Source organism: Brevibacillus sp. AY1, assembly GCF_029870785.1.
Classification (GTDB): domain Bacteria; phylum Bacillota; class Bacilli; order Brevibacillales; family Brevibacillaceae; genus Brevibacillus; species Brevibacillus invocatus.
The window spans coordinates 1-22,032 of record NZ_JAFLPN010000041.1 but is presented as its reverse complement, the minus strand read 5'-3'; the positions used below and the strand labels follow the sequence as shown (position 1 = coordinate 22,032).

The window sequence follows — 22,032 nt, the reverse complement described above, 5'->3', positions numbered from 1 at the left end:
TGTCAAATTATTCGACAAAGAAGGGCACCCCTGTCTATTTCCTGGGAAATCTGTCAGTCCCCCGCGACAAAGACGAACATCGTGTCTGCTTCTTTTCTACATATTGGGACGCGATATCGCTTCAATCGGCAAAAGACTTACTCTGAACCAGAGCAGGTAGTCCCTCCTGATCTACGCGATATAAATGTATGTCCATCCTCGTCCCGTTATGCAGACAAGTTTACAGTTCTTCTACAAGTACCTGTGCCATTGCCTGATACGTACTGTGTGAAATGCTCAGGTGAACGCGAATTCGCGATGGGTCCATGCCCAGCCTGTGGAAAACCTCCGGATTGATCTTCATCTCCGGCTTCCCTGATTCATTGGGCAGGACCTCCATATCCAAAAAACTGATTACCGTTCCAATCCCAGTCCCCAAAGCTTTGGAGGCCGCCTCCTTGGCTGCAAATCTACCCGCGACGAATTCAATCTGTCGCCCTTCTGATTTCCCTTCCAGCAGACTCCGCTCCTGAATGGTTAACATACGATCCAGTGCACGTGATTGTCGCTTCATCAACGCGGCAATCCGTTCGATTTCTACGAGATCTATACCAATTCCGACAATCATGCTTCAAACGCCCCTTGCTTGTTTCAGCCTTCTGATGAAACCGTATCACTCTCTCTTCATTCTTGACAAGCAAAACGAAAAAAACGACATCTCATGACTTCTCGTTTTTCGGAGCCTGTCGCGATCAGCTCGAATGTCGATACAGTCAACCGCAAAGATGCCTTAAAGCTGAATGATTTGCAGACATTCACGAAGCTCTGCCGCAACAGACGTATTCCGCCATTCCTTTCGATAGCCGAGGCAGGCGCAGATCATTTCTGTCCCCTGTTCGACATGTCTCTTGCGGTAATGAACATGGCCCATGATGCCATAGCGCACACCGTATTTTCTGTACAGCTCAGCGTAGTCTACGCTTCCCAAAAAGGCGTTGAAATACGACCACTGCGGGTGTGGCATCGGCACCTTGAAATAAGGATGCGCCAGCATGTGCGTCACCATGATGACGGGCCTGTCGCGGTATTGTGCCAATTCTTGTTCCATGCGCTCGTAAAAATACCCGTGAATATCGCCGTTGCTCATGCCCCACCGCACATACATGCTATCCTGCCAGGTTCTGTCCATTGCATGCATCTGTTCAAACTGATCAAACGTATATCCCGGCTCGCCCATCGAGTAATCGTACCAGCCCGAATTGCCGACGACCACCCATCCATTTTCGAGCGTGTACGGTCTTTCGCTCAAACAGCCTGTATACGATTGAAATTTCCGATAGATTTCCCACGTGTCCGCAATCCCGTTGTCCTTGCTCCAATAATCGTGATTGCCTGGTACGAATAAGACAGGAATGCCGGATTGCTCCTGGAGCATTTCGAGAACCTCCAGGCTTCGGTGAACATCGTTGGAAATGTCTCCAGCAATGATCAAGCCATCCAGTTTGCTCTGGACGGCTTGTTCCAGCAAGGCCTCCTCTACAAGCGGTTCACCGGGTAGCTCATTGAGATCGACGTGCAAATCCGAGATGATTCCTAGTTTCATGAAGGAAAGTCCCCCTCCTCGAATAAATGACAGCTGACTTCATGACGTGGAGCTACTTTCTGCAAACCTGGCCGCTCCTGGCTGCATCTGTCCACGGCAAGCGGACACCTCGGATGAAAGGCGCATCCGTCAGGCGGATGGATCGGATTGGGAACGTCACCTTTCAGCAGTACCCTTTCCCTCGTCCCCTTTACATCGGGAATTGCTGAGAACAGCGCCTTCGTATACGGATGCAGCGGTCCGACTGCTGATGTACTGACATCAAAAATTTCAACCAGCTTCCCTAGGTACATGACGCCTACCCGATCACTAAAATACTGTACGACATTCAGATCGTGGGAGATGAACAGATAGGTCAACCGAAGCTTATCACGCAGCTCCTTTAGTAGATTCAAAATCTGCGATTGCACCGACACGTCCAATGCTGATACCGCCTCGTCAATGACGATGAACTTCGGCTTCAGGACAAGTGCCGCAGCAATGCCCACGCGCTGCTTCTGCCCGCCGCTTAATTCATGGGGATACCGCTTCAGGTAATCCGCACCGAGTCCGACCTGCTCCAGCGTCTTGAGCACGATTTCCCTTCTCTTGGCCCTGTCTGCGACACCGTGAATCACAAGCGGCTCCTCCAGCAGCCAGCCAATCGTCTTCTTTGGATTTAGTGAAGACGACGGGTCCTGGAATACGATTTGCAGCTCCCGCCTGAGCGCCTTCATTTCGTTTGCAGACAATGCGTTGATTTGCCGGTCTCGGTAATAGATGCCACCATGCGTTTCCTTCACCAGCTGCACGATCATCTGACCTGTCGTGGACTTGCCGCAGCCACTCTCGCCAACGAGTCCAAATATCTCGCCCTCTGCGATATCGAACGAGATCCCGTCAACCGCACGTACGGCATTCCGCTTTTCCAGCAGCTTCGTTTTGGGGAGGTAATAATGTTTCGTCAGCTCTTCTACCCGGATTAGTGGTTCGCTCATCCGCACAGTCTCCCTTCCACATAAAGATGACAGCGCACCCGATGACCATCCATGCCTGTATCCAGCTCGGGCGTGATCGTATGGCAAATGCCGGAAGCTCTCGGACAGCGACCTGCGAATGGACAGCCTCCTCCCCGCTCCGTAAGCGGCGGAACTCGTCCCGGGATCGTGTAGAGCGCTTGCCCTCTCTTTTCCACACTCGGCAGCGCCTGAAGCAAAGCAGCCGTATACGGGTGCTTCGGATTTTCCAAAATATCCTGAACGGGAGCGTCCTCCACGATATATCCCGCATACATCACGATGACTCGCTCACACACCTCGCGGATGACGCCCAAATCATGAGAGATGAACAGCATCGCCGTTCCCGTAGACCGATTCATCTCTCCGAGCAAGGCCAGAATTTGTGCCTGGATCGTAACGTCAAGCGCCGTTGTCGGCTCGTCTGCGATCAGTAGCTTGGGCTGGCAAATCAAGGCCATCGCGATCATCATACGCTGCATCATGCCGCCGGAGAGCCGATGCGGATATTCCCCGTAAAGCTGTTCGATCCTGGATAGTCCGACTTTTGCCATCATCTCCAAAGCCATTTGCTTTGCTTCTTTCCGCGTGACGGCTAGATGGGTCAAGGCCATTTCTGCAATTTGCTTTCCTACCGGCATGAGCGGATTGAGCGCCGTCATGGGATCCTGGAAGATCATCGCGACTTGCCTGCCTCTGGTGGAATGCCATTCTTCCCCCAACCCGGCCGACAGTGTTTTTCCTGCCAAACTGATCTGTCCCCGCGTAATCGCGGCCGACTCTGGCAAAAGACCCATGACGGACAAGGAAGTAAGACTTTTCCCGCAGCCAGATTCTCCGACAATGCCAACCCTTTCCTTTTCCCTGACCTCAAAGCTCAGTTGCCGCAACGCCGGATATTGCTTCCCTCCGATTGTAAACACCACATCCAGTTCATCGATCGCGAGCAGCGTGTTTGCCATTGTGCGTCCCTCCTAGCGCTTCTTGTCAAAGCCGTCTCTAATCCCGTCGCCAAGCAGATTGAATCCGAGAACCATCGCCGTGATGACTGCCCCTGTAATAAACACGTACCACGGCGCGTTGATAATAAAGGGTTGTGCTTCGCTCAGCATGCGGCCCCAGCTAGGATCGGGAGGCTGAACGCCCAATCCCAGATAGCTCAAACCTGCTTCGGCCAGAATCGAGCCGGAAAACCGCATGGTGGAGGCCACGATAAGCGGTGATGCCATATTGGGCAGAATATGCCGGGAAATAATGCGCAGCGAGCTCGCGCCTCTGGCTTTCGCCGCCTTTACGAAAGCGAACTCCTTGTACTGAATGAAGCCGCTGCGGGCAATTCTTGCAAACGCCGGAATGCTCATGATTCCAAGCGCGACGATCGTATTGCCGAACCCCGGACCGAATACGGAAACGAGCATGATCGCCAGCAGGATGCCGGGAAATGCCAGCATCGCGTCGATGATCCGCATCAAAATTTCGTCCATCCACCCTCCCCAATAACCAGCGATGGCACCGATCAAAAGTCCAATGACCAAGCCGATGGCGACAGAGGCGGTTCCGATCACAAAGGACGTCTGTGACCCCTCCATAATCCTGCTGAAAATGTCCCGCCCGAAATTATCCGTTCCAAACCAATGGGAGGCTTGTGGTGGCGCTAGGCGCATTGCCGTATTCATATCGTTGGGACCGTACGGGGTATAGAACAGACTTGTCACCATCAGTCCCAAGAGTAAAACAAGCAAGCAACCGCCGATCATGAACGGCTTATTGCGGACTAGCTGTTTCCATCTCATCTCGTTCACCTTTTCAATCGAATTCGCGGATCAATCACCTTGTACAGGATGTCGACGACAAAGTTGATCAAAACCACAATAATCGCAATGTAAAGCACAAGGGTTTGCAGCAGGGGCAGATCACGCGTACCAATCGAAGTAATCAGCAGATTGCCCAGCCCCGGAAGAGCAAAAACATTTTCTACAACAATGCTGCCTCCCAGCGTGTCTGCGATCAGCAAACCGACAATCGTCAGTACCGGAATCAGGGAGTTGCGCAAAATATGGCGGTACATGATGCTCTTTTCTCGCAAGCCTTTGCTTCTGGCCGTTCGCACGTAATCCATGCGAAACTGGTCCAGCAGGGTGTTGCGCAAATACCGGATCACGACCGCGATGCCTGGAATCGCAAGGGCAAGCGAAGGCAGAAACATCGATTTGAATGCCCCCACCGGATCTTCGCTCCATGGAACATAGCCGTAAGTGGGAAACAGCTTGAAGGTGACCGAGAACACCAGAATTAAAATAAATCCCAGCCAAAAAGAAGGGACCGCCAGCCCGAGCTGCGTGAAGACAGACAACAGCATGGAGGAGAGCTGACCATCCTTTCGCGCGATGTAGATGCCGAGGGGCAGACCGATTAACAAGGTCAACCCCACGGACATCACAGAAAGGGAAAGCGTAACCGGCAATCGTTCGGCCACAATGTCCGCCACCGGACGCTGATAGCGGAGCGAAGTACCGAAATCTCCGGTCACTGTGTCCGTGACCCATGACGCATAACGCTCTGCAACAGGTCGATCCAGCCCCATGGTCTTGCGCAATTCAGCGAGCTGATGCGGGTCTGCGTCCACGCCGAGCACGATCTCGGCAGGGTCACCCGGCAGGATTTGAAAGACGAGAAACGTAATGACCGAGACGAGCAAGACAGTGGAAAGTAAAGTAGCCAGCTTCCGGATGTAAAATCTCACTTCGGCACCCCTCGTTTACTTCTTGGAAAAGTACATCGCGGCGAAATCGTATTTTTGCACCGGATACATGGTGAAGCCGTGCAAATTTTCCTTCAGCGCAACGGAGCGGCTAGGGTCCATAATGTAAACAGCGGCTGCCTGCTCGGTGAGGACGGTCTGTGCTTGCTTGTACATGTCAGCTCGCTTGGTCACGTCAATTTCTGTCCGCGCGCGATTGACGATGTCATCGAACTTGGCGTTGCTGAACTTGAAGAAGTTTTTGCCATAGGTCGTCTCGTATCTGCCCAGGACTTCATGCGGATCGAGCTTACCTGTCAGACCGACGATGGTCGCTTCATACTTGGCGTTGTTGTAGACGTCTTCCAGCCAGCTGCTCCACTCGATCTGCTTAATTTGAGCGTCAATCCCTACCGCTTTAAGCTGCTCGGCAATGACCTGTGCCGTATCGACATGGAAGGCGTAGTTGGAAGGAACCGTAATCGTCAGCTTAAAGCCGTTTTCGTAGCCAGCCTCCTTGAGCAGCGCCTTCGCTTTTTGGGCATCTGGCTGATAGCGATTCTCCAATCCTTCCTGGTAGTACATTTTCATGGCCGGGCTCATATTGGACCCCAGCTTTGCCCCGTTGCCCTCTGCGACTGTCTGGATAATCACATCTTTGTCGATCGCATGGTTGATCGCCTGACGCACTCTGACATCATCCAGCGGCTTGACCGTATTGTTCAACGCCATCAACTGAACCATGTTCTGCGGACCAGAGACGATTTGGAATCCCGTTCCCAACTGCAGCGCGCCTTGCGCGGAAATGCCCGGAATCATGTCAATATCGCCGGATTGCAGAGCCAGCACGGAAGAATTCGTATCCGGCATGATTTTGAACTCTACCCGATCCAGCGCAGGCTTCCGCTCCTGATCGTAGAACTGGTCGTTTTTCTCCAGAACAAGCTGCTGGCCAGGCGCGTACGAGACGAACTGGAACGGACCTGCACCGATCGGCTTTTCACTCTGCTTTTCATAATCTTTCGGCACAATAGCCACGATGTTGGCAGCCAAGAACGCTGCGTCCTTTGCCTTGAGCTTGACCACAACCGTGGAGTCATCTGGTGTTTCAATCTTTTCGATCACAGCAAACTTCGAAGAAAGCGGCTCCTTGCCGTTTAAGCCCGACAGCTTTGCATACGAATACGCAACGTCTTCGGCAGTCAAATCCGAGCCATCGTGGAATTTGATCCCTTTCCGAATGTTGAAGGTATAGGTCAAGCCATCCTCGGAGATCTGATACGATTCTGCCACGGCAGGAACCAGCTCACTGTTCTCTCCTGCCTCGAACAACCCGTCGAATACGTTGTCCATCATCGAGCTGGTGTCTGTTGCAGCAGACAGATACGGATCAAGATTATCCGGCTCCGTCGACATCGCGACTCGTACAGTCCCTCCCTCCACTCTTTCCATAGAGCTGCTGTCTTGCGCCGGTGAGTTGCCATTTGTTGTTTGCGCAGTGCCTGACGCTGCCGGAGCAGGGGAAGCGCTGCTGCCACAGCCGGAAATGACCATCGACAATACCGCCAGTGTAGAGAAGCCTGTTACGAACGTTTTCCTGATTTTCAACATGGGAAAAACCCCTTTCCAGGTTTACATCGTGATTTTCATGTCGCCATAAGCCAAATGGATTTGTCCGTCGTACTGCCGTGCTGCTTCCTCAGCCAATTGCTGCAGGTCGCCGTAATGGGGAAAATGTGTCAGCACCAATTGTCTGACCCCAGCCAAAGCAGCAATTTCCCCCGCTTCTCCAGCCGTCAAGTGGCCGTCCATCTTTCCTTTCTGCCAATCGTAAAAGCTGCTTTCAATCAGCAGCACATCGGCATTGCGCGCAAAATCGATCAATGATTGGTAATAGCCGGTATCGCCAGAATACACAAGCGTCTTTCCGTCAGAAGACAGTCGGACCGCGCAGCAGGGTACGTCGTGAACATTCTCTGAAAATGTGAGCGTCACCGTGCCGATCTCCAGTGGCACACCAAGGCGGATCGAATGTACACGCACGTACTGAGGGAAGCAAAATGGCAAGCTGTCCGGCTCCGCACCATACACATACACATCAAGCGGCTTCGTCCGTTTGCCGATTTGGGTAAGAATCAGAATCGCAAATTCCAGGCTGTACACATCCGCGATATGATCGGCGTGTGTGTGGGTAATGATGACGGCGTCCAGTTCTTCGAGTGAGCAGTGATTTTGAAGACGAGACAGCACACCGCTGCCGCAATCCAACAAAATCCTACTCCCGCCGCATTCGACCAGGTATCCTGAGGTCGCTTCATTCTTTTCGGGGTAAGCCCCCCAACAACCGATGACTGTCACTTTCATCCAACGTTCCTTTCCCAGCTTCATTTCCACTCGAAATGATCCTGAAATTCCTTGAACATCATTTCCATCTTCTCAATATTGCTTTGCACGCGCGCTTTCTCCAAATACGAGATTTCGTTAATGATCGCACTGGCCACTGACAAGGAAGCCGTATACGAATCCAAAAACCCGGTCGATTTACCAGAAGCCAGCAGCGTCAGATCCGCGAGCTTCGCGAATGGTGACAGCTCGGAATCCGTAAGTGCAATGACCCTCGCTCCCTCTTCCTTGGCGAGTGCAGCCACCTTTAGCGTCCGGGAGCAATACCGCGGAAAGCCACAGGCAAACACTGTATCATTCGGCTTTATGTAGGTCGCGTATTCCGCAACACCTCCTTGCGGGATCAATTCGCAGTTGCCCAGCATGTACTTCAGGACAAAGCTCAGGTACGAGGTGACCGACAAGCCCATCCGCCATCCCACAACCCAGATGCGATCCGCTTCCAGCAGCATGCGAGCAGCTTGATGGATGTGCAGCTTGTTCGAACGCGCCATCGTCTCATGCAGGTTATCGATCTCTTGCTGAAAATGCTTCTCCAGCCAGGAATCCTCCTGATGGCTCGTAGACAGCATGAAATTTCTCACAGCTCGCTGATCCTTCAGTACAAATTGCCGCAGGTCCTGAAGCATAGCGGAGAAGCTGGCATAGGAAAGGGCTTGCGCCAGGCGATGGACCGTCGCTTCGCTAACCCCTGAATGTCTGGCGATCTTGTGCGCCGACTGCATGACAGCATCCTGCATGTTGGTTTGAATATAATGAGCGGCTTTTTTCTGGCCGGCACTCAAGGAGTCAAAATGCTCCTGTATTCTTTCTACAAACGTCATTGCAATTCTCTCCTGTTAATTGACCTCACGCTGCTGCTGCGGATGACCGAGGTAGTCTGCCACATCTTGAATGCCGCGAATAACCGGCTGATACGTCAATTCTTCTACACCGCAATTTCCGTATGGATTAATGAGCAGGCAGTGCATGCCGACCTTTTGGCAGCCAATTACATCGTCGTAGTAGTTGTCCCCGATATACAGCGATTGATTGGATGTCACGTTTCCTTTTTCCATCGCCAGCCGGAAGATGCCCGGATCAGGCTTTTCCAGCCCTACTTCCGAGGAGATGACGATTTCATCCAGCACCTCGTCCAGCCCGTTTTTTTTCAGCACCTGCCTGGCCGTTTGATCCCAGTTGGAAATCAAGCCGAGCTGATAGCCGAGATTTTTCAGCCCCTGCAGCGTCTCTTTTGCCCCTTCGTAAGCTGTCCACTGCAACGGGTATTCGCTGGCCCTCTGCCGATACACCTGAACCACATCCTCGATCGGAAGAGAAAGCCGCAGCTTGTAGTTCAACGCACCGACATACCAAGGAAGAAACGCTCTGCTATCTTTTCCCAAGACACCTTGGTACTCTCGCATAAACAGCTTGTCTGTCCGATGGTAGGCAAGCGCGATTTCCTCCACACTGCGGTATACGTCAAAATCCTCCAGCACCTTTTGATAGACCTCTTCCCTGTTCATCCTTACCAGCGTGTATCCAAGATCGAACCATATAAATCGAATCATGCTGTATAACCTCTCTTTCGTAGGATTTCCTTCATATCTTCGGTTGTGATTTATTTCCTTCAAAGCCATCATAGAGAACGAGTATGAGTCCAGCATTAACGCAAATTGTTGAATTCGTAAATTTCTGTGATTGGGATGTTCACAATAAAAAAAGGCTGGTTGTCCAGCCATTCAAATAAAAAAGGGCTATCCCCGATTGTCTGATCATGACAATGGGTGAGCCCTTCGTTTTACCCGTTTCTATTCAGTAGGTTGGCCGGATTGTTGCGCAGACTTCGCAGCAGATTGCTGGTTTTGACGGCGTACTTCCGACACGTTCGTCTCGCTCGCAAATTCAGTTGCAGCAGCGTTTTGAGCTTGCTGTTGCGCTTGTTGTTGAGCTTGTCTCATCGCTTGTTTGTTTTGCTTAGCCATTGTTCCAACTCACCTCCTCGATGTCACTGTATATAATTTGCACCATGAGCATGTGCCTTATCCTGCCCTTTTTTTTCCACAATCCCACTTGCCTTTTGCTTGGTACGGCTCATGGGCCAAGCAGGGCAAAGTGTTGGAGCTAGAGGGTTTTTATCTGAAAAAGGAGAAATACTCTTATGGAGTACGACATCAGGAAAGGAGGAAGGGAAAATGGCGCAAAACGTGATTGTGTACACGCAGACCACCTGCGGTCCTTGCCAAGAGGAGAAAATGTGGTTGAACCAACACAATATCCCCTTTGAGGACAGAGATATCCGCAAGAACGAAGCATATTTCCAGGAAGCAATCAATCTCGGAGCCAGCATGACACCCGTAACATGGATTAAAAAAGAAAACGGTGAAGAAGTTGTCATTCATGGATTCGATAAAGAACAAATAAAAAAAGCGCTGGATCTCTCGTGATCCAACGCTTTCCGACTCAGCCGAACGAGGGAGCGCTTTCGGCTGATTTTTGTTTGACGACCGTTGACATATCTGGCAAGCTCGATAAAATTTGTTTGACTTGCGGGGAGCACTCTGAGTTGACGGAGTAAAACACCCAAGGTCCTTTTCTTCGCTCTTTCACCAGTCCATGTGTCTTTAACTTTGCCAGGTGCTGGGAGACAGATGGCTGGGACGTCTGCAGAATCTCCACGAGATCACGGACACAAAGAGACTGTGCCTGCAAGAGAGCCATGATCGTCAAGCGAGTCTTGTCGCCAAGCAGCTTGTAAACCTCCGACAAAAGCAAAACCTGCATCAAATCCGCTTCCATATGAACCCACCTTTGCCTTGCGTTGCATATCTGACTCTCAGTATACTATACGCCATATTAGTAGGGGAAGATAGGTTCACGAAACTTCCATAAGAATCCATAAACCATATTGCTGTTTTCGTGGAGAAAAAATCTTGGTGCGTAAGGGCAGATCGCGTATAAAATCCCTTTTTGGAGAAAGTGAACAAGCTATACTTCACGAAGTTGCATGGCTTCGATCAGCTTGTCGGCCGTCCGCGCAGCTAACGCCATCACTGTGTTTGTCGGATTGGCCCCCCCGGAAGTGACGAAGGTGGACGCTCCTGCAATAAAAAGATTGGGAATATCGTGTGTCTGTCCGTACTCATTGACAACAGACGTCTGCGGGTCCCTCCCCATTCGACATCCCCCCATCAAATGAGCGGTATCCGAAACCACATGCTCAGGCGTTCCCCCCATTGCCCCGATCAGCCGATTCATTTCACCAATCGCGTGCTTGTAGAGCTTCCTATCATTTTCCTGATAGCTGAAGCTCACCTTCGGAATCGGCATCCCGTACTCGTCCTTCAAGCCGCTCAGTGTAACGGCATTTTCCGGGTGTGGAAGTACTTCTCCAACCAATGTAATGCGGGCGTACATATTGTAATCCAGCATGGCTTCACGCAGCTGTTGCCCCCACAAAAACGTGCCGTCCTCCCGCTCTGCCGCGATGGCCCCCGCCATGGATACAGGTCTTGACCCGTGCGCACTCAAGGTGTATCCCCTAGCAAATCCCCGATCCCGGTCCGTTTCATAATAATGCTGAGTCAATGCAAGCACAGGAGTTCCCTTGTACAAGCGCACCTCTTCCGGAAGACGTCCGTACACGTCGTGACTGGAGTGTGGCATGATGGCCTTGCCTACCCATCCGCTGGAATTGGCCAATCCGTCCGGAAAGTGAGGCGTTGCGGAATGGAGAAGCAAGCGGGGAGTTTCGACGACAAATCCTGCGAGGATCACTACCCGCGCCTTTTGTCGGTAAGTCAGTCCATGATGCGAAAATACAACACCGCTCACCCGGCTTCCATTCATCAGAATCTCCGTCACCATGCAGTCAGACAACACTTCCGCCCCTGCCTGAATGGCTTTGGGGATGTGATGAATCAACCCGCTGTACTTGGCATTTGGCATGCATCCCTGATTGCAAAAGCCGCGATTGATGCAGGGCGGACGCCCGTCGAACGGGCCAGATAATATCGCCAGAGGTGCAACGACACTTTCCATCCCCAGCTTTTCACAAGCTTCGCGGAAGAGCTGTGCATTGGCGCTGATCGGCTCCCGTACCGGGTAAGGATACGGCCCCTGAAACGCTCCCCAGGGAAAATGATCTGGACCGGAGACAGCGATTTCCCGCTCGATTTTGTCATAATAAGGAGCCAGATCCTGATAGCGAATCGGCCAATCCTCACCGACCCCATCTATGGTTCTGGTCATAAAATCGCTCTCGTGCAGGCGCAAAAAAACACCCGTGAAATGCACCGTGCCGCCACCAACACCGCGACCTGAGTTGTTATGTCCAAGGCGAAGCGGATCTTGACCATCAACCAGGCGCGTCTCCTGCCAGCCCAATCTGCGCATGGCGAGCTCGTCGCTTGCAAAATCAAGCTGCGGATTCCAATATGGACCTGCTTCAATGACGACGACCTTGAGCCCGGCTTGTGCCAGCTCATGCGCCAAAACACCCCCAGCCGCACCTGCTCCGACAATACAGACGTCGGCCCCATCCTGATACTTTCGCTGACTCATTTGATTCGAATGATGTCCATCGTAGTGAACACTGTGATGCGTCAATTCGCTGTCATTTGTCATCCGCTTTCGCCTCCCAGGGATCTGTCAGCCCTTTTTCTACACGCACATACCCGCGCGGATAAGCTGGACCACCATACCCGATATCCGACCAGACCAGCGGGTGAGAATAGTAGGCATCTACGGCGTCACGCAGGAAACGTTTGAAAAAATCAACTGGTGAAAGCTGTGACCACTCCTCCTTGGCCTTGGTCCTCCCTGCCGCTATTTCCTGCAGAATAGCTTGCTGCTCTTCTTTTTTCAGCGCTACGTACCCCGTTCCGTATCTGGCTTGACTCTCCGCTTCGATACCGGCAAGACCCCAGCGATACAATTGCTTTTTCGGAGGCACCCCTACCTTTCGCTGTGCCTCTCCGATAGGACTTGCCAACGTTTCGTCGAGATGCTGCGTGACGAATGTCAGTACCTCCAGACGATGATCGTTCACCAGCTCACTTGCCGCGGTCTGTACCAGCAGTCCTTCTGAATGGCTAAAAAACTGATAGGCAACCTGAGGCGAGCGCCTGGAGCCTACGACCTGCTTCGTGTGATCGTCCCAATGCGTATGCTCTGCCCACACGTCATAAGCAGGATAGCGACTATTTTTGCTCATATCCGATCACCCCCAGAACAGGGCGATGAGCCCCAATGCGGAGAGCGCCGTCATAAACAAAGGCAGGATGACAGGTGGTCCGACAAGAAAGTTCTGGCTTTGTCCGTAACCGCCTACTCGTTGTCCCACTCCCACTGTATGCAAATAGGCTCCGTATACCCCTCCAGCTATCCCCATCAGCATCCACAGGGCAAATACCCAGCGCAGCCAGCCTGCGTTGTAGAAGGACAAGACAATGGCGGTAACAGCAAACAAAGGAAGCTCAATAACAGGCAGCCACATGGCCCAGTGTCGAAAATTTTGCCGCGAATGAAAAAGGGTGACCTGTACCGCTAACAGCGCAAACGCAATCCCTGCAAACAAGATCAGCACGCGTTCAATCGGCCATCCATGCCACATGGAAACATCCTCCTTTTATGGTGCGATGCGCCTATTTTCTCCGCGTGCTGAGTGTCCTATTCTGTTTTTTGTACGGATAGAGGGAATTTCTCCTCTTCTTTGCATCGATCTTTTCCTACACGCAAAAAAAGAGCCATTCCTCAGTCAGCTCGAGACCTCTGGAATAACTCTGCTTCATGCCAGTATGCGATTAGCCAAAACGTCCCGTAATGTAATCCTCGGTTCGTTTGTCAGATGGATTCTGAAAGATTGTCGGTGTTTGATCGACCTCGACCAGCACACCATTGAGGAAAAACGCGGTTTTGTCAGAAATGCGCGCAGCCTGCTGCATATTGTGCGTCACAATGACAATCGTATATGTCGATTTCAATTCTTCCAACAGTTCTTCGATTTTTGCCGTAGAAATCGGGTCGAGTGCGGAAGTCGGCTCGTCCATCAGGAGAATCTGCGGCTGAACGGCCAGTGCGCGTGCAATGCAAAGACGTTGCTGCTGTCCCCCGGAAAGTCCTGTCGCCGGTTTTTTCAGAACATCCTTCACCTCGTCCCAGAGAGCTGCTGCCTTCAGGCTGGACTCCACGATTTCATCAAGCTTGCTGCGATCACTCATTCCGTGCAGCTTGGGACCGTAAGTAATATTGTCGTAAATGCTTTTCGGAAAAGGATTAGGGTGCTGAAACACCATTCCGATATTTTTTCGCAGCCTTTCCACATCGACCTGGGAACTGTAGATATCCTCGTCAAATACTTTTACCGATCCGGTAATTTTTGTATGGGCAATGGAATCGTTCATTCGATTCAACGTACGTAAAAAAGTCGATTTCCCACAACCTGATGGTCCGATCAGCGCTGTGATGGCATGGGAGTCGACATCCAGGTTGATGTCATAGAGGGCCTGCTGCTTACCGTAGAAGAGATTAAGCTCTCGCACCGAAATGACACTCATACGGTTCTCGCTCCTTCGTTGTCGCTTAGAATTTGCTCTCGCTACTCCACTATAGCGGCGAAATATGGTGTTTCCGTATGGAGAATATTAAGTTTTGATAAAGTTTTTCCGAAAGTTTAAGATCAGGTAAATGTTGGCGTCCATCTATCGACCTTCCTCTTACTGACTCCTACAATAAAGGCTGAAGACAGGTATTGTCATGAATAAGGGAGAGCTGATGATGCCCCAAACAAAGAAATCATCCATTCATTATCGTTCTATTTTTACCAGGCTGTTCTTCGGCATCTTGGCTATGGTGGTCGGCATGATGGTGACCGCAGGCTTCTTCATCGGCAATCAATCCGATGCCATGCTCCACGAGAAATCCAGACAGCAACTCTCTCAAGCAGCTCACTCCACGCTAGCAGAAGCCAGCAATCGCGTTCATTCGATCGTTGTAACACTGCAATCCTTTGCTTCCACCTACAAAAACAGCAAAGTGTCAAACAGTCAGGTATTTGGCATTTTTACAGATCTTGCGGCTCAGCATCCCACCATTTCGGAGCTGCAGCTGGCTACCGCAGACGGGAAATACGTGACATTTCCCAGCTCGCCCATTGATGCCTATGATCCGCGGGAATCGGAGTGGTATTCACAAGCATTGGCGTTGTCTCAGCAGCCTGCCTATGTTTCGGATGTCTTTCAATTCTCCGAGACTGAGTTTCCCAAGATCGCCGTGTCAGTGCCCCTCTTCACAGAGGACGGTGACACCGCCGGGGTTGTCGTCGCTTTTGTCTCGGTTCCCAAGCTGAGCGAATTCATCGGAACCATCAAGATTGGGCAGACCGGCTACGCCATGATTGTCGACCAAAAGGGGACACTAGTCGCCCATCCGGATAAAAACTATGCGCTGCAACGCCCTTCTCTGGATCAGCTGCCAGTCGTCCAGGAAGTGATGGCAGAAAAATCGGGCATCGATCTGCTCACTCTGGATCAGGCGGATTACCTCGCCGCGTATCAGTACGACCCATGGCTCCGTTGGGGAATCATCGTCACCCAGGGGGTGTCCGAGGTCGAACGAGAGGTAGAGCTATTGCAGCTCACGATTCTCACTGTCTCTTTGATTGGACTCGCTGCACTTGCCGTGCTGCTCTTTGGCTTCGTCCGCAAAATCGTCAATCCGATCAAAGAAGTGCAGCAAAAAATGACCGCCTTCAGCAACGGCAATCTTTCCTTATCCATGCAGGTACAAACCAATGACGAGCTGCGCCAATTGGCTGACAGCTTCAATCGGATGACCGGACAGATTGGTTCGATCATTAGCAAGATTCAGCACGTCATCTCGGATGTCAAACAGGTGGCCAAGCATGTAGAAGCGGGTTCTCGCCGCTCCCACGATGTGCAAAGCGAAGTCGTACACGTCACCGAGCAGTTGTCCCACGAGATGGACGAACAGCAAACGCAAATTACAGAGATTCACACGCATGTAAACGGAATCACCCAGGAGATGAATCGGATCACCAGTCTGATGCAGACCGCAGTGGGGCAAAATCTGGAGTCGCGGCAGCAAACCTCCAGCGCATCAGACTCCATCCAGCAATTGCAGGTTGAAATGGTGAAAATATCAGAGGATATGCGCACGTCACTCCTTGCTGTATCTGCCATGAAGGAAAGCATGCTGGATATTAGCGATATATCCGGCATGATTCTGGACATTTCCAAACGAACCAAGCTCTTGTCCCTCAATGCACGTATAGAGGCATCACGAGCCGGACAAGCGGGGCTGGGATTTGGCGTAGTTGCGGACGAAATCGGACTGCTCAGTGCACAAACCGAAACGGCTACTTCCCGCATCCAGCAGGTGATTGCGGAAGGCGAAAAGCGCATGGAGCATGTCTCCCACTGCATGCAGACGACGGATACAGCCACGCTGGAGGCCATCCAAACCCTGCAGCAGGCTACCGAAACCTTCACGAATACCGTGCAAATCAGCGATACGCTCACGGGTCAATTTCAGGCAATCGATCAGCTCTCTACCCACATTCACCAGCATAGCCAATTGATTCTGGAACGTGTCGATGCGCTATCCGCATCTGCTTTGGAAGTCATCGGCGGCATGCAGCAAGCCGTAGCCTCCAATCAGGAAAGCCTGTCGTACTCCCAGCAATTTCTCCACGATTCCGGCAAGCTCACCTTTATTGTAGAAGATCTGGAGCAGGAGATTCGCTTCTTCCAGACGACAAAAACGCCCTCTGCATAAGAGGGCTTTTATGTTCGATATCAACCAAAGATCGTCATTTCCCGATGATGGATATCTAACACTTCAATCTTCACAATGCCACCAAGATGATGCGACACTAAATCAGACAATTCTTTCAAGGCCATATGAAACTCATCGCTTCTTGTTTCATCGATTAATTCCATACAGAGAAATGCATTTTTCGTATTTTCTGTTAGCATTGTCCTCTGGGCTTCACGCCAGTTCCTTATAAACAATTTCCCCTGCATATGGAGGAGCATTTTCTTCACTTCCCAATGGAATAAACGGTTCGCTGCCATTTGCCAGCGTAAGCCGGATATCGCCTGCAAACGTGTCGATATCCTCCCCACCACACGGAAGAGCGTAGCGCAATGAGATGGAATTGTAAATGTCGACAAGCGGGTTTATTGTTCCGATCTGATTGCCATTTTTCACTCTTTTTAATAAAGCTTCAATGGAACACCTTGCCCCTTTCTTTGTCTTGAACTTCTGAAAAGCTTCTCGCCAAACGGATATCACTGGATTGCTGCTGAAATCCTCCATACTTAAAAATGCATGGGCTTCTTTCTCTGCCTCCTGCATCAGCTTCTCGTAGATTTCAACGTCCCTGATCGAATTATCAATCCCCCGGCAAATGACAGTGCCTATTTTGGCATGAGGGAATAACGACCAAAAATCATCTTCAATGATAAATCTAGTCATACCATATCTCTCCATTTCATCCTCACATTTATGTTTTGGAGGGGCTCGCAAAGGCGGAGAATACCCCTAACACAATATAAAAATAACCAGTAATCCGACTCTGCAGTTTTGAGCTCGCTTTCCTACCCAGAATCCACTTTCTCATACTTGCTGCAAGAATGGCATACAGACCATCACTAATAAAAGCCAGCATAATAAAAATCGACCCTAAAAGCAAAAATTGTACGGCGACTGATCCAGCAGTAGGTGTAATGAATTGCGGAAAGAAGGCTAAAAAAAAGAGTGCTGTCTTCGGATTCATGACTTATACTTCTTGCCATAATATAGAACACAGCTGGTCCAGGTATGATTAATAATGTTGCAGCAGCTATTACAAATAGCCAAATCGTTGAAAACTCCATAGCATGCACCAAACCTCCTCAACAGCAGATATCCTTTACACGGTATGATATATTTCAAACTGACATTAAAAAAGGTACAATACTGAAAAAATGCACATGTCAGGGAGATAAAACATGATAACCACCATTTTTGCATTTACGAATAGCTCCCCCAAATACAAACAAATCTACGAGCATTTCAAATCATTCTGTAAAGCTCTTGAAAAAGGCTTGGTTAAACGAGTCCGTCGTCTTTTAGCACTTTATCGCACTTACACTTTCCGAACGTACCAAAAAGGCTGTCGATCCATTTGTCGACAGCCTTTCCGATTCAGCTACTCAAAAATCAGCCAAAACGCCCACTGATATACGCTTCGGTTTTCTCGTGGTCAGGAGAGGTAAACATTTTCGAGGTATCATTGTATTCCACCAGCTCCCCCAACAGGAAAAAGGCGGTTTTTTCAGAGACACGCGCTGCCTGGTGCAGGTTATGCGTGACGATCACAATCGTGTACTCATCCTTTAACGTCATCACCAGCTCTTCGATTTTCATCGTAGAGATCGGGTCGAGTGCCGAAGCTGGTTCGTCGAGCAGCAGGACAGTCGGCTGCATGGCGATTGCCCTGGCGATGCAAAGCCGCTGCTGCTGACCACCAGATAGGGAGAGCGCGGACTCACGCAGCCGATCCTTGACTTCATCCCACAGCGCAGCCTTGCGCAAGCTCTCCTCCACCACTTCATCGAGCTTTCGATTATCGGTCAAACCGTGAAAACGCGGAGCAAAAGCAATGTTTTCATAAATCGACTTGAAAAATGGATTGGCACGCTGAAAAACCATTCCTACTACTTGACGCAACCCCTCAATATTCACGTTCGGACTGTTGATATCTGTTCCATCGACCGTGATGGACCCTGTCACACGGCAGGAAGGAACCAGGTCATTCATACGATTCATGCTGCGCAGCAGCGTAGACTTTCCACAGCCGGAGGGTCCGATGAAAGCAGTGACCGAATTGCGTTTAATATCCATATTGATATTGGACACCGCACGTTTTTCTCCATAATAGACGGAGACATCGCGCGTCCGAATGATTGTCTCTTCCGAGGTACTTACCGTCATGACTCCCACCCTTTCCTAGTTTGATCCTGAAGTCATCTTTTTGTAGATCCACGTACCAAACCAGCGTGCCGAAAGATTGAAAATCAGCACGGCGATAATCAGAACAGCAGCAGCGCCATCGGCTACGTCGCGTGCATCCGGCGCCAAGCCTTCGCTGTTTACCTTCCAGATATGCACCGCCAGCGTTTCCGCAGGACGGAATGGATTTAACGGAGATGTAGGACTGTTCAGGGCAAAATTCGTAAAGTCCAGGTTAGGTGAAGACATTCCAGCTGTAAACAAGAGTGCTGCCGCTTCCCCGAATACACGTCCGGCGGCAAGAATCGTTCCGGTGAGAATCCCCGGTAGAGCTGCCGGCAGGATGACGGATACAATCGTGCGCCATTTGGTAATCCCCAGGGCCAAGCTGGCTTCTTTTTGGCTGCGCGGCACATTGCGGATAGCATCCTCCGTTACGCGCACCAGCAAAGGCAGGTTAAAGACGGTCAAAGCTAATGCACCAGAAAACAGGGTGTAGCCCCATCCAGTCATATTCACGAACACCAAGAGTCCAAACAAACCCACGACAATGGAAGGCAGTGAGGACAACACTTCTATACTCATCCGGATAAACTGCGTAAACTTGTTATCCGGTGCATATTCAGCCATATAAATTCCTGCTCCAAGGCCAAGCGGTACCGCGATCAGCATCGTCAGAACAAGCAGATACAAAGAGTTGAACAGCTGCGGTCCAACCCCGCCGCCTGCGTTGACGATATCGGGTGGTGAGGTGAGAAAATCCAGATTCAGCTTATGCCAGCCTTGAGTCAGGATAAACCCGAGCAAGCCTACCAGCGTACCGATGATCAGAACAGCAATCAGGGTCAAGATGACTGTCGCTGCGCGATCCATGATTTTCGCTCTCATTTGTTCACCAGCCCTTTTCTACCGATAATCCGCAAGATCATGATGAAGACGAACGACATCAACAAGAGCAGCAGCGCCATCGACCACAGCGCATTATTGTAAGGGGTTCCCTGAATCGTATTCCCCATGTTCAGGGTAATACCGCTTGTCAATGTACTGATCGGATCAAGCAGACTGCCCGGTAGCTTGGTTGTGTTCCCGATGACCATCTGGACAGCAAGTGCTTCGCCAAAGGCACGGGCCATTCCCAATACAATAGCGGTGAGGCATCCTGGCAATGAAGAGTGAAGGACGACGTTCCAGATCGTCTGCCAGCGGGTCGCTCCGAGCGCGAGCGAAGCATTGCGCAAATCCTGCGGCACCGCAGCAATCGCATCGGCTGCCACGCTGGTGATGGTAGGCAGGATCATCAAAGCAAGAACAAGTCCCCCTGCCAGCAAGCTAAAGCCCAGCACATCAAATTGCTCACGGATAAACGGAACGAGCAGGGTTAGTCCCACATAGCCGTATACGACGGATGGAATCCCTACCAAAAGTTCAATAACAGGCTTCAGTACTTTCTTCCCGAAGTTGGGAAACAGCTCAACCATGAAAATAGCCGCACCAATTCCCAGCGGCGCAGCGATCAAAGCTGCCAGGGTCGTCACGAGAAAAGAACCGAGAATGAACGGGAAAACACCGTAGATTGCAGGTTCACCCTCAGGGTCCCATTTGATTTGAGTCAAAAATTCGGTGATGCTGACACCATTTACAAAAAAGGTGGACAATCCTTTTGAAGCAATGAAATACGTAATCGACAAGACCACTACGATCAGCAAAGCCGCACATACCGTTGCGATGACCTTGCCTGTCACATTTTCCGTCCATTGACGTTTGTTATAACTCAGCATTTTGCGCGCAATCCCGGATTGACGCTCAGTGTCAGAACGATGGCTCATGATCTCCTCCTTGAAAAAACGGGCTAAGCAAGCAGCAAAATGAGGGGTAAGCGCCCCCCACCCCTCATTTCGCTTCTACCGCTTGCGTGCTGTTTATTTTTGCGTTACGCTTCCGTCTGCACCGCGATCTACTTTCATGTCTGTGATAGGCAAGAAGCCCAGATCAGTAACGGTTTTCTTTTGTACTTCTTCAGTCAGCATGAACTCGAGGAAAGCTTTTGCGCTTCCAGTCGGCTCACCTTTGGTGTACATGTGTTGATACGCCCATACTGGGTATTTGTTCGTAGCGATGTTTTCGCCGTTTGCTTCCACGCCATCGAGTTTCAACGCTTTTACAGAATCATTGATGTAGGACAGCGCCAGGTATCCAATCGCACCAGGTGTTTCAGAGATGATTTTGCGTACAGTACCCGAGGAATCCTCTGTGATGCCTTCTGCTTCTTCTGTTCCATCAAGTGCGAATTTGCTGAAGGTTGCGCGAGTACCAGAGGATTTTGGACGGTTAACCAGTGTTACCTTTTGATCTGGACCGCCAACCTCTTTCCAGTTGGTCACTTTACCACTGAAGATATCGATCAGTTGTTGTTTTGTCAGGTTATCAATGTTGATTTCTGGATTCACAACTGCAGCCATACCGACAACTGCGATTTTGTGGTCTACCAGCTCAGCAGCAGGAATGTCTTTTTTCTCTTCTGCAAAAATATCAGAGTTACCGATTGTAGCAGCGCCGCTCGCTACTTGGCTCAAGCCGGTACCGCTACCGCCACCTTGAACTTGAATTTGCAGGCCTTGATTCTTCGCCATGAAGTCTTTTGCTGCTTGTTCAATCAATGGTTGCATAGCAGTAGATCCAACCGCTGTGATCGGTTCATTGCTAGTTTGTTCAGTCCCTGCGTTACCAGAGTTCGCTTCCGGAGCTGGAGTCGCTGTACCAGATTGCTGTTGTGGTTGCGTCGGAGCTGCACTATTACTCCCACAGCCTGCGAGCAATGCGCCCACAACGGTCAGTGCCATAAACATTTTGCTGAGTTTTTTCATTGGATGAAAATCCTCCCCATTAAAGTAGAGTTTTTTTTGGTCTTTTCACTTACAAAGTTTACAGCGCGAATGTTGTTGTATTGTGTTGTGATTGTTAAGCTTTCTTAAAGATCGTCCTGATTTCGCTTATGAAAAAACCAAAATAGGGGCAACTTACTACTATTCTTGGGCTAGGGTGGTGGTAGGATGGATAAATTGTTCTTGATTCTGGTCATCATTGGAGCTATTAACTGGGGATTGATCGGGCTCTTTCAGTTCGACCTGGTCGCCACGCTGTTTGGCGGCAATTATTCGATTGTAAGCCGAATTGTCTATACGATTGTAGGTCTGGCAGGTATTTACTCCATCAAGTTCCTATTCAGCGAACGTGAGCCCGCCTAAGAAAACCCAGAGCGAAGCTCTGGGCCTTTTTGCGTTAGAGGATATCCGAAAGTTTGTACTCGTATCCAT

At 50.6% G+C, this 22,032-nt stretch carries 24 protein-coding genes and 1 pseudogene; 3 read left to right on the top strand and 22 right to left on the bottom strand.

Going from position 1 to position 22,032, the window contains the following annotated elements:
- Nucleotides 1–220: 220 nt before the first annotated feature.
- The 11 genes from acpS to JZI27_RS21245 form a co-directional block, all read right to left on the bottom strand.
- Entirely contained in the window at nt 221–607 is a 387-nt protein-coding gene (acpS, locus tag JZI27_RS21295) for a holo-ACP synthase (RefSeq protein WP_280209184.1), read from the bottom strand.
- Nucleotides 608–769: 162 nt separating this feature from the next.
- A complete protein-coding gene (locus JZI27_RS21290) occupies nt 770–1,582 on the bottom strand; it encodes a metallophosphoesterase (RefSeq protein WP_280209182.1) in 813 nt (270 codons plus the stop codon).
- Nucleotides 1,579–2,559 carry an ABC transporter ATP-binding protein gene (locus JZI27_RS21285; protein WP_280209180.1) on the bottom strand — a complete coding sequence of 327 codons (981 nt, stop codon included), beginning with the start codon at nt 2,557–2,559 and terminating at the stop codon, nt 1,579–1,581. The genes JZI27_RS21290 and JZI27_RS21285 overlap by 4 nt, the downstream gene beginning before the upstream one ends.
- Nucleotides 2,556–3,539 (bottom strand): ABC transporter ATP-binding protein, encoded by a 984-nt coding sequence (locus JZI27_RS21280; protein ID WP_280209178.1) that lies wholly within the window; start codon nt 3,537–3,539, stop codon nt 2,556–2,558. The genes JZI27_RS21285 and JZI27_RS21280 overlap by 4 nt, the downstream gene beginning before the upstream one ends.
- Before the next feature lie 12 nt (nt 3,540–3,551).
- The gene (locus JZI27_RS21275) at nt 3,552–4,370 is read right to left on the bottom strand and encodes an ABC transporter permease (protein ID WP_280209176.1); all 819 of its coding nucleotides are present in this window, start codon (nt 4,368–4,370) and stop codon (nt 3,552–3,554) included.
- Between the two features lie 5 nt (nt 4,371–4,375).
- The gene (locus JZI27_RS21270; protein ID WP_280209175.1) at nt 4,376–5,320 is read right to left on the bottom strand and encodes an ABC transporter permease; all 945 of its coding nucleotides are present in this window, start codon (nt 5,318–5,320) and stop codon (nt 4,376–4,378) included.
- Nucleotides 5,321–5,335: 15 nt separating this feature from the next.
- Nucleotides 5,336–6,928 carry an ABC transporter substrate-binding protein gene (locus tag JZI27_RS21265; RefSeq protein ID WP_280209174.1) on the bottom strand — a complete coding sequence of 531 codons (1,593 nt, stop codon included), beginning with the start codon at nt 6,926–6,928 and terminating at the stop codon, nt 5,336–5,338.
- Between the two features lie 21 nt (nt 6,929–6,949).
- Nucleotides 6,950–7,705, bottom strand: a complete 756-nt coding sequence (locus JZI27_RS21260; protein ID WP_280209207.1) for an MBL fold metallo-hydrolase — start codon at nt 7,703–7,705, stop codon at nt 6,950–6,952.
- A complete protein-coding gene (locus tag JZI27_RS21255) occupies nt 7,702–8,544 on the bottom strand; it encodes a MurR/RpiR family transcriptional regulator (RefSeq protein WP_280209172.1) in 843 nt (280 codons plus the stop codon). Before JZI27_RS21255 ends, JZI27_RS21260 begins: the two co-directional genes overlap by 4 nt.
- Nucleotides 8,545–8,559: 15 nt before the next feature.
- A complete protein-coding gene (locus JZI27_RS21250) occupies nt 8,560–9,273 on the bottom strand; it encodes an HAD family hydrolase (RefSeq protein ID WP_280209170.1) in 714 nt (237 codons plus the stop codon).
- Between the two features lie 240 nt (nt 9,274–9,513).
- Nucleotides 9,514–9,687, bottom strand: a complete 174-nt coding sequence (locus JZI27_RS21245) for a gamma-type small acid-soluble spore protein (protein WP_122910224.1) — start codon at nt 9,685–9,687, stop codon at nt 9,514–9,516.
- A 210-nt stretch (nt 9,688–9,897) separates the two neighbouring features.
- Between JZI27_RS21245 and JZI27_RS21240 the strand changes: the two genes are divergently transcribed.
- Complete coding sequence (locus tag JZI27_RS21240; protein ID WP_280209167.1) at nt 9,898–10,149, top strand: glutaredoxin family protein; 252 nt, start codon at nt 9,898–9,900, stop codon at nt 10,147–10,149.
- Nucleotides 10,150–10,165: 16 nt separating this feature from the next.
- Here JZI27_RS21240 and JZI27_RS21235 read toward each other — a convergent pair whose 3' ends face one another.
- From JZI27_RS21235 to pstB (JZI27_RS21215), 5 genes are all read right to left on the bottom strand, one after another.
- A complete protein-coding gene (locus tag JZI27_RS21235) occupies nt 10,166–10,501 on the bottom strand; it encodes an ArsR/SmtB family transcription factor (RefSeq protein WP_122910223.1) in 336 nt (111 codons plus the stop codon).
- Between the two features lie 189 nt (nt 10,502–10,690).
- Nucleotides 10,691–12,265 carry a GMC family oxidoreductase gene (locus JZI27_RS21230; RefSeq protein ID WP_251243691.1) on the bottom strand — a complete coding sequence of 525 codons (1,575 nt, stop codon included), beginning with the start codon at nt 12,263–12,265 and terminating at the stop codon, nt 10,691–10,693.
- A 52-nt stretch (nt 12,266–12,317) separates the two neighbouring features.
- Nucleotides 12,318–12,917 (bottom strand): gluconate 2-dehydrogenase subunit 3 family protein, encoded by a 600-nt coding sequence (locus JZI27_RS21225; RefSeq protein WP_280209164.1) that lies wholly within the window; start codon nt 12,915–12,917, stop codon nt 12,318–12,320.
- Nucleotides 12,918–12,923: 6 nt separating this feature from the next.
- Nucleotides 12,924–13,316, bottom strand: a complete 393-nt coding sequence (locus tag JZI27_RS21220; RefSeq protein ID WP_280209162.1) for a hypothetical protein — start codon at nt 13,314–13,316, stop codon at nt 12,924–12,926.
- A gap of 190 nt (nt 13,317–13,506) precedes the next feature.
- Complete coding sequence (gene pstB, locus JZI27_RS21215; RefSeq protein ID WP_122910220.1) at nt 13,507–14,259, bottom strand: phosphate ABC transporter ATP-binding protein PstB; 753 nt, start codon at nt 14,257–14,259, stop codon at nt 13,507–13,509.
- Between the two features lie 220 nt (nt 14,260–14,479).
- Here pstB (JZI27_RS21215) and JZI27_RS21210 point away from each other — a divergent pair, with 220 nt between their 5' ends.
- On the top strand, nt 14,480–16,498 hold the full coding sequence (locus JZI27_RS21210; protein ID WP_280209159.1) for a methyl-accepting chemotaxis protein: 2,019 nt from the start codon (nt 14,480–14,482) through the stop codon (nt 16,496–16,498).
- 20 nt (nt 16,499–16,518) lie between these two features.
- Here JZI27_RS21210 and JZI27_RS21205 read toward each other — a convergent pair.
- The 6 genes and pseudogenes from JZI27_RS21205 to JZI27_RS21180 all read right to left on the bottom strand — a co-directional run bounded on the left by JZI27_RS21205 (nt 16,519) and on the right by JZI27_RS21180 (nt 21,582).
- A pseudogene (locus tag JZI27_RS21205) lies at nt 16,519–17,200 on the bottom strand (B3/B4 domain-containing protein).
- A gap of 28 nt (nt 17,201–17,228) precedes the next feature.
- Nucleotides 17,229–17,501 (bottom strand): LysE family translocator, encoded by a 273-nt coding sequence (locus JZI27_RS21200; RefSeq protein WP_481752837.1) that lies wholly within the window; start codon nt 17,499–17,501, stop codon nt 17,229–17,231.
- Between the two features lie 425 nt (nt 17,502–17,926).
- Nucleotides 17,927–18,700 (bottom strand): phosphate ABC transporter ATP-binding protein PstB, encoded by a 774-nt coding sequence (pstB, locus tag JZI27_RS21195; protein WP_251243632.1) that lies wholly within the window; start codon nt 18,698–18,700, stop codon nt 17,927–17,929.
- 15 nt (nt 18,701–18,715) lie between these two features.
- Nucleotides 18,716–19,606: a phosphate ABC transporter permease PstA gene (pstA, locus tag JZI27_RS21190; RefSeq protein ID WP_122910214.1), complete on the bottom strand. Its 891-nt coding sequence runs from the start codon at nt 19,604–19,606 to the stop codon at nt 18,716–18,718.
- Nucleotides 19,603–20,544, bottom strand: a complete 942-nt coding sequence (gene pstC, locus JZI27_RS21185; RefSeq protein WP_251243633.1) for a phosphate ABC transporter permease subunit PstC — start codon at nt 20,542–20,544, stop codon at nt 19,603–19,605. Before pstC ends, pstA begins: the two co-directional genes overlap by 4 nt.
- 93 nt (nt 20,545–20,637) lie before the next feature.
- Complete coding sequence (locus JZI27_RS21180) at nt 20,638–21,582, bottom strand: phosphate ABC transporter substrate-binding protein (RefSeq protein ID WP_280209156.1); 945 nt, start codon at nt 21,580–21,582, stop codon at nt 20,638–20,640.
- 186 nt (nt 21,583–21,768) lie between these two features.
- Between JZI27_RS21180 and JZI27_RS21175 the strand changes: the two genes are divergently transcribed.
- Nucleotides 21,769–21,963: a DUF378 domain-containing protein gene (locus tag JZI27_RS21175; protein WP_122910211.1), complete on the top strand. Its 195-nt coding sequence runs from the start codon at nt 21,769–21,771 to the stop codon at nt 21,961–21,963.
- Nucleotides 21,964–22,032: the final 69 nt, after the last annotated feature.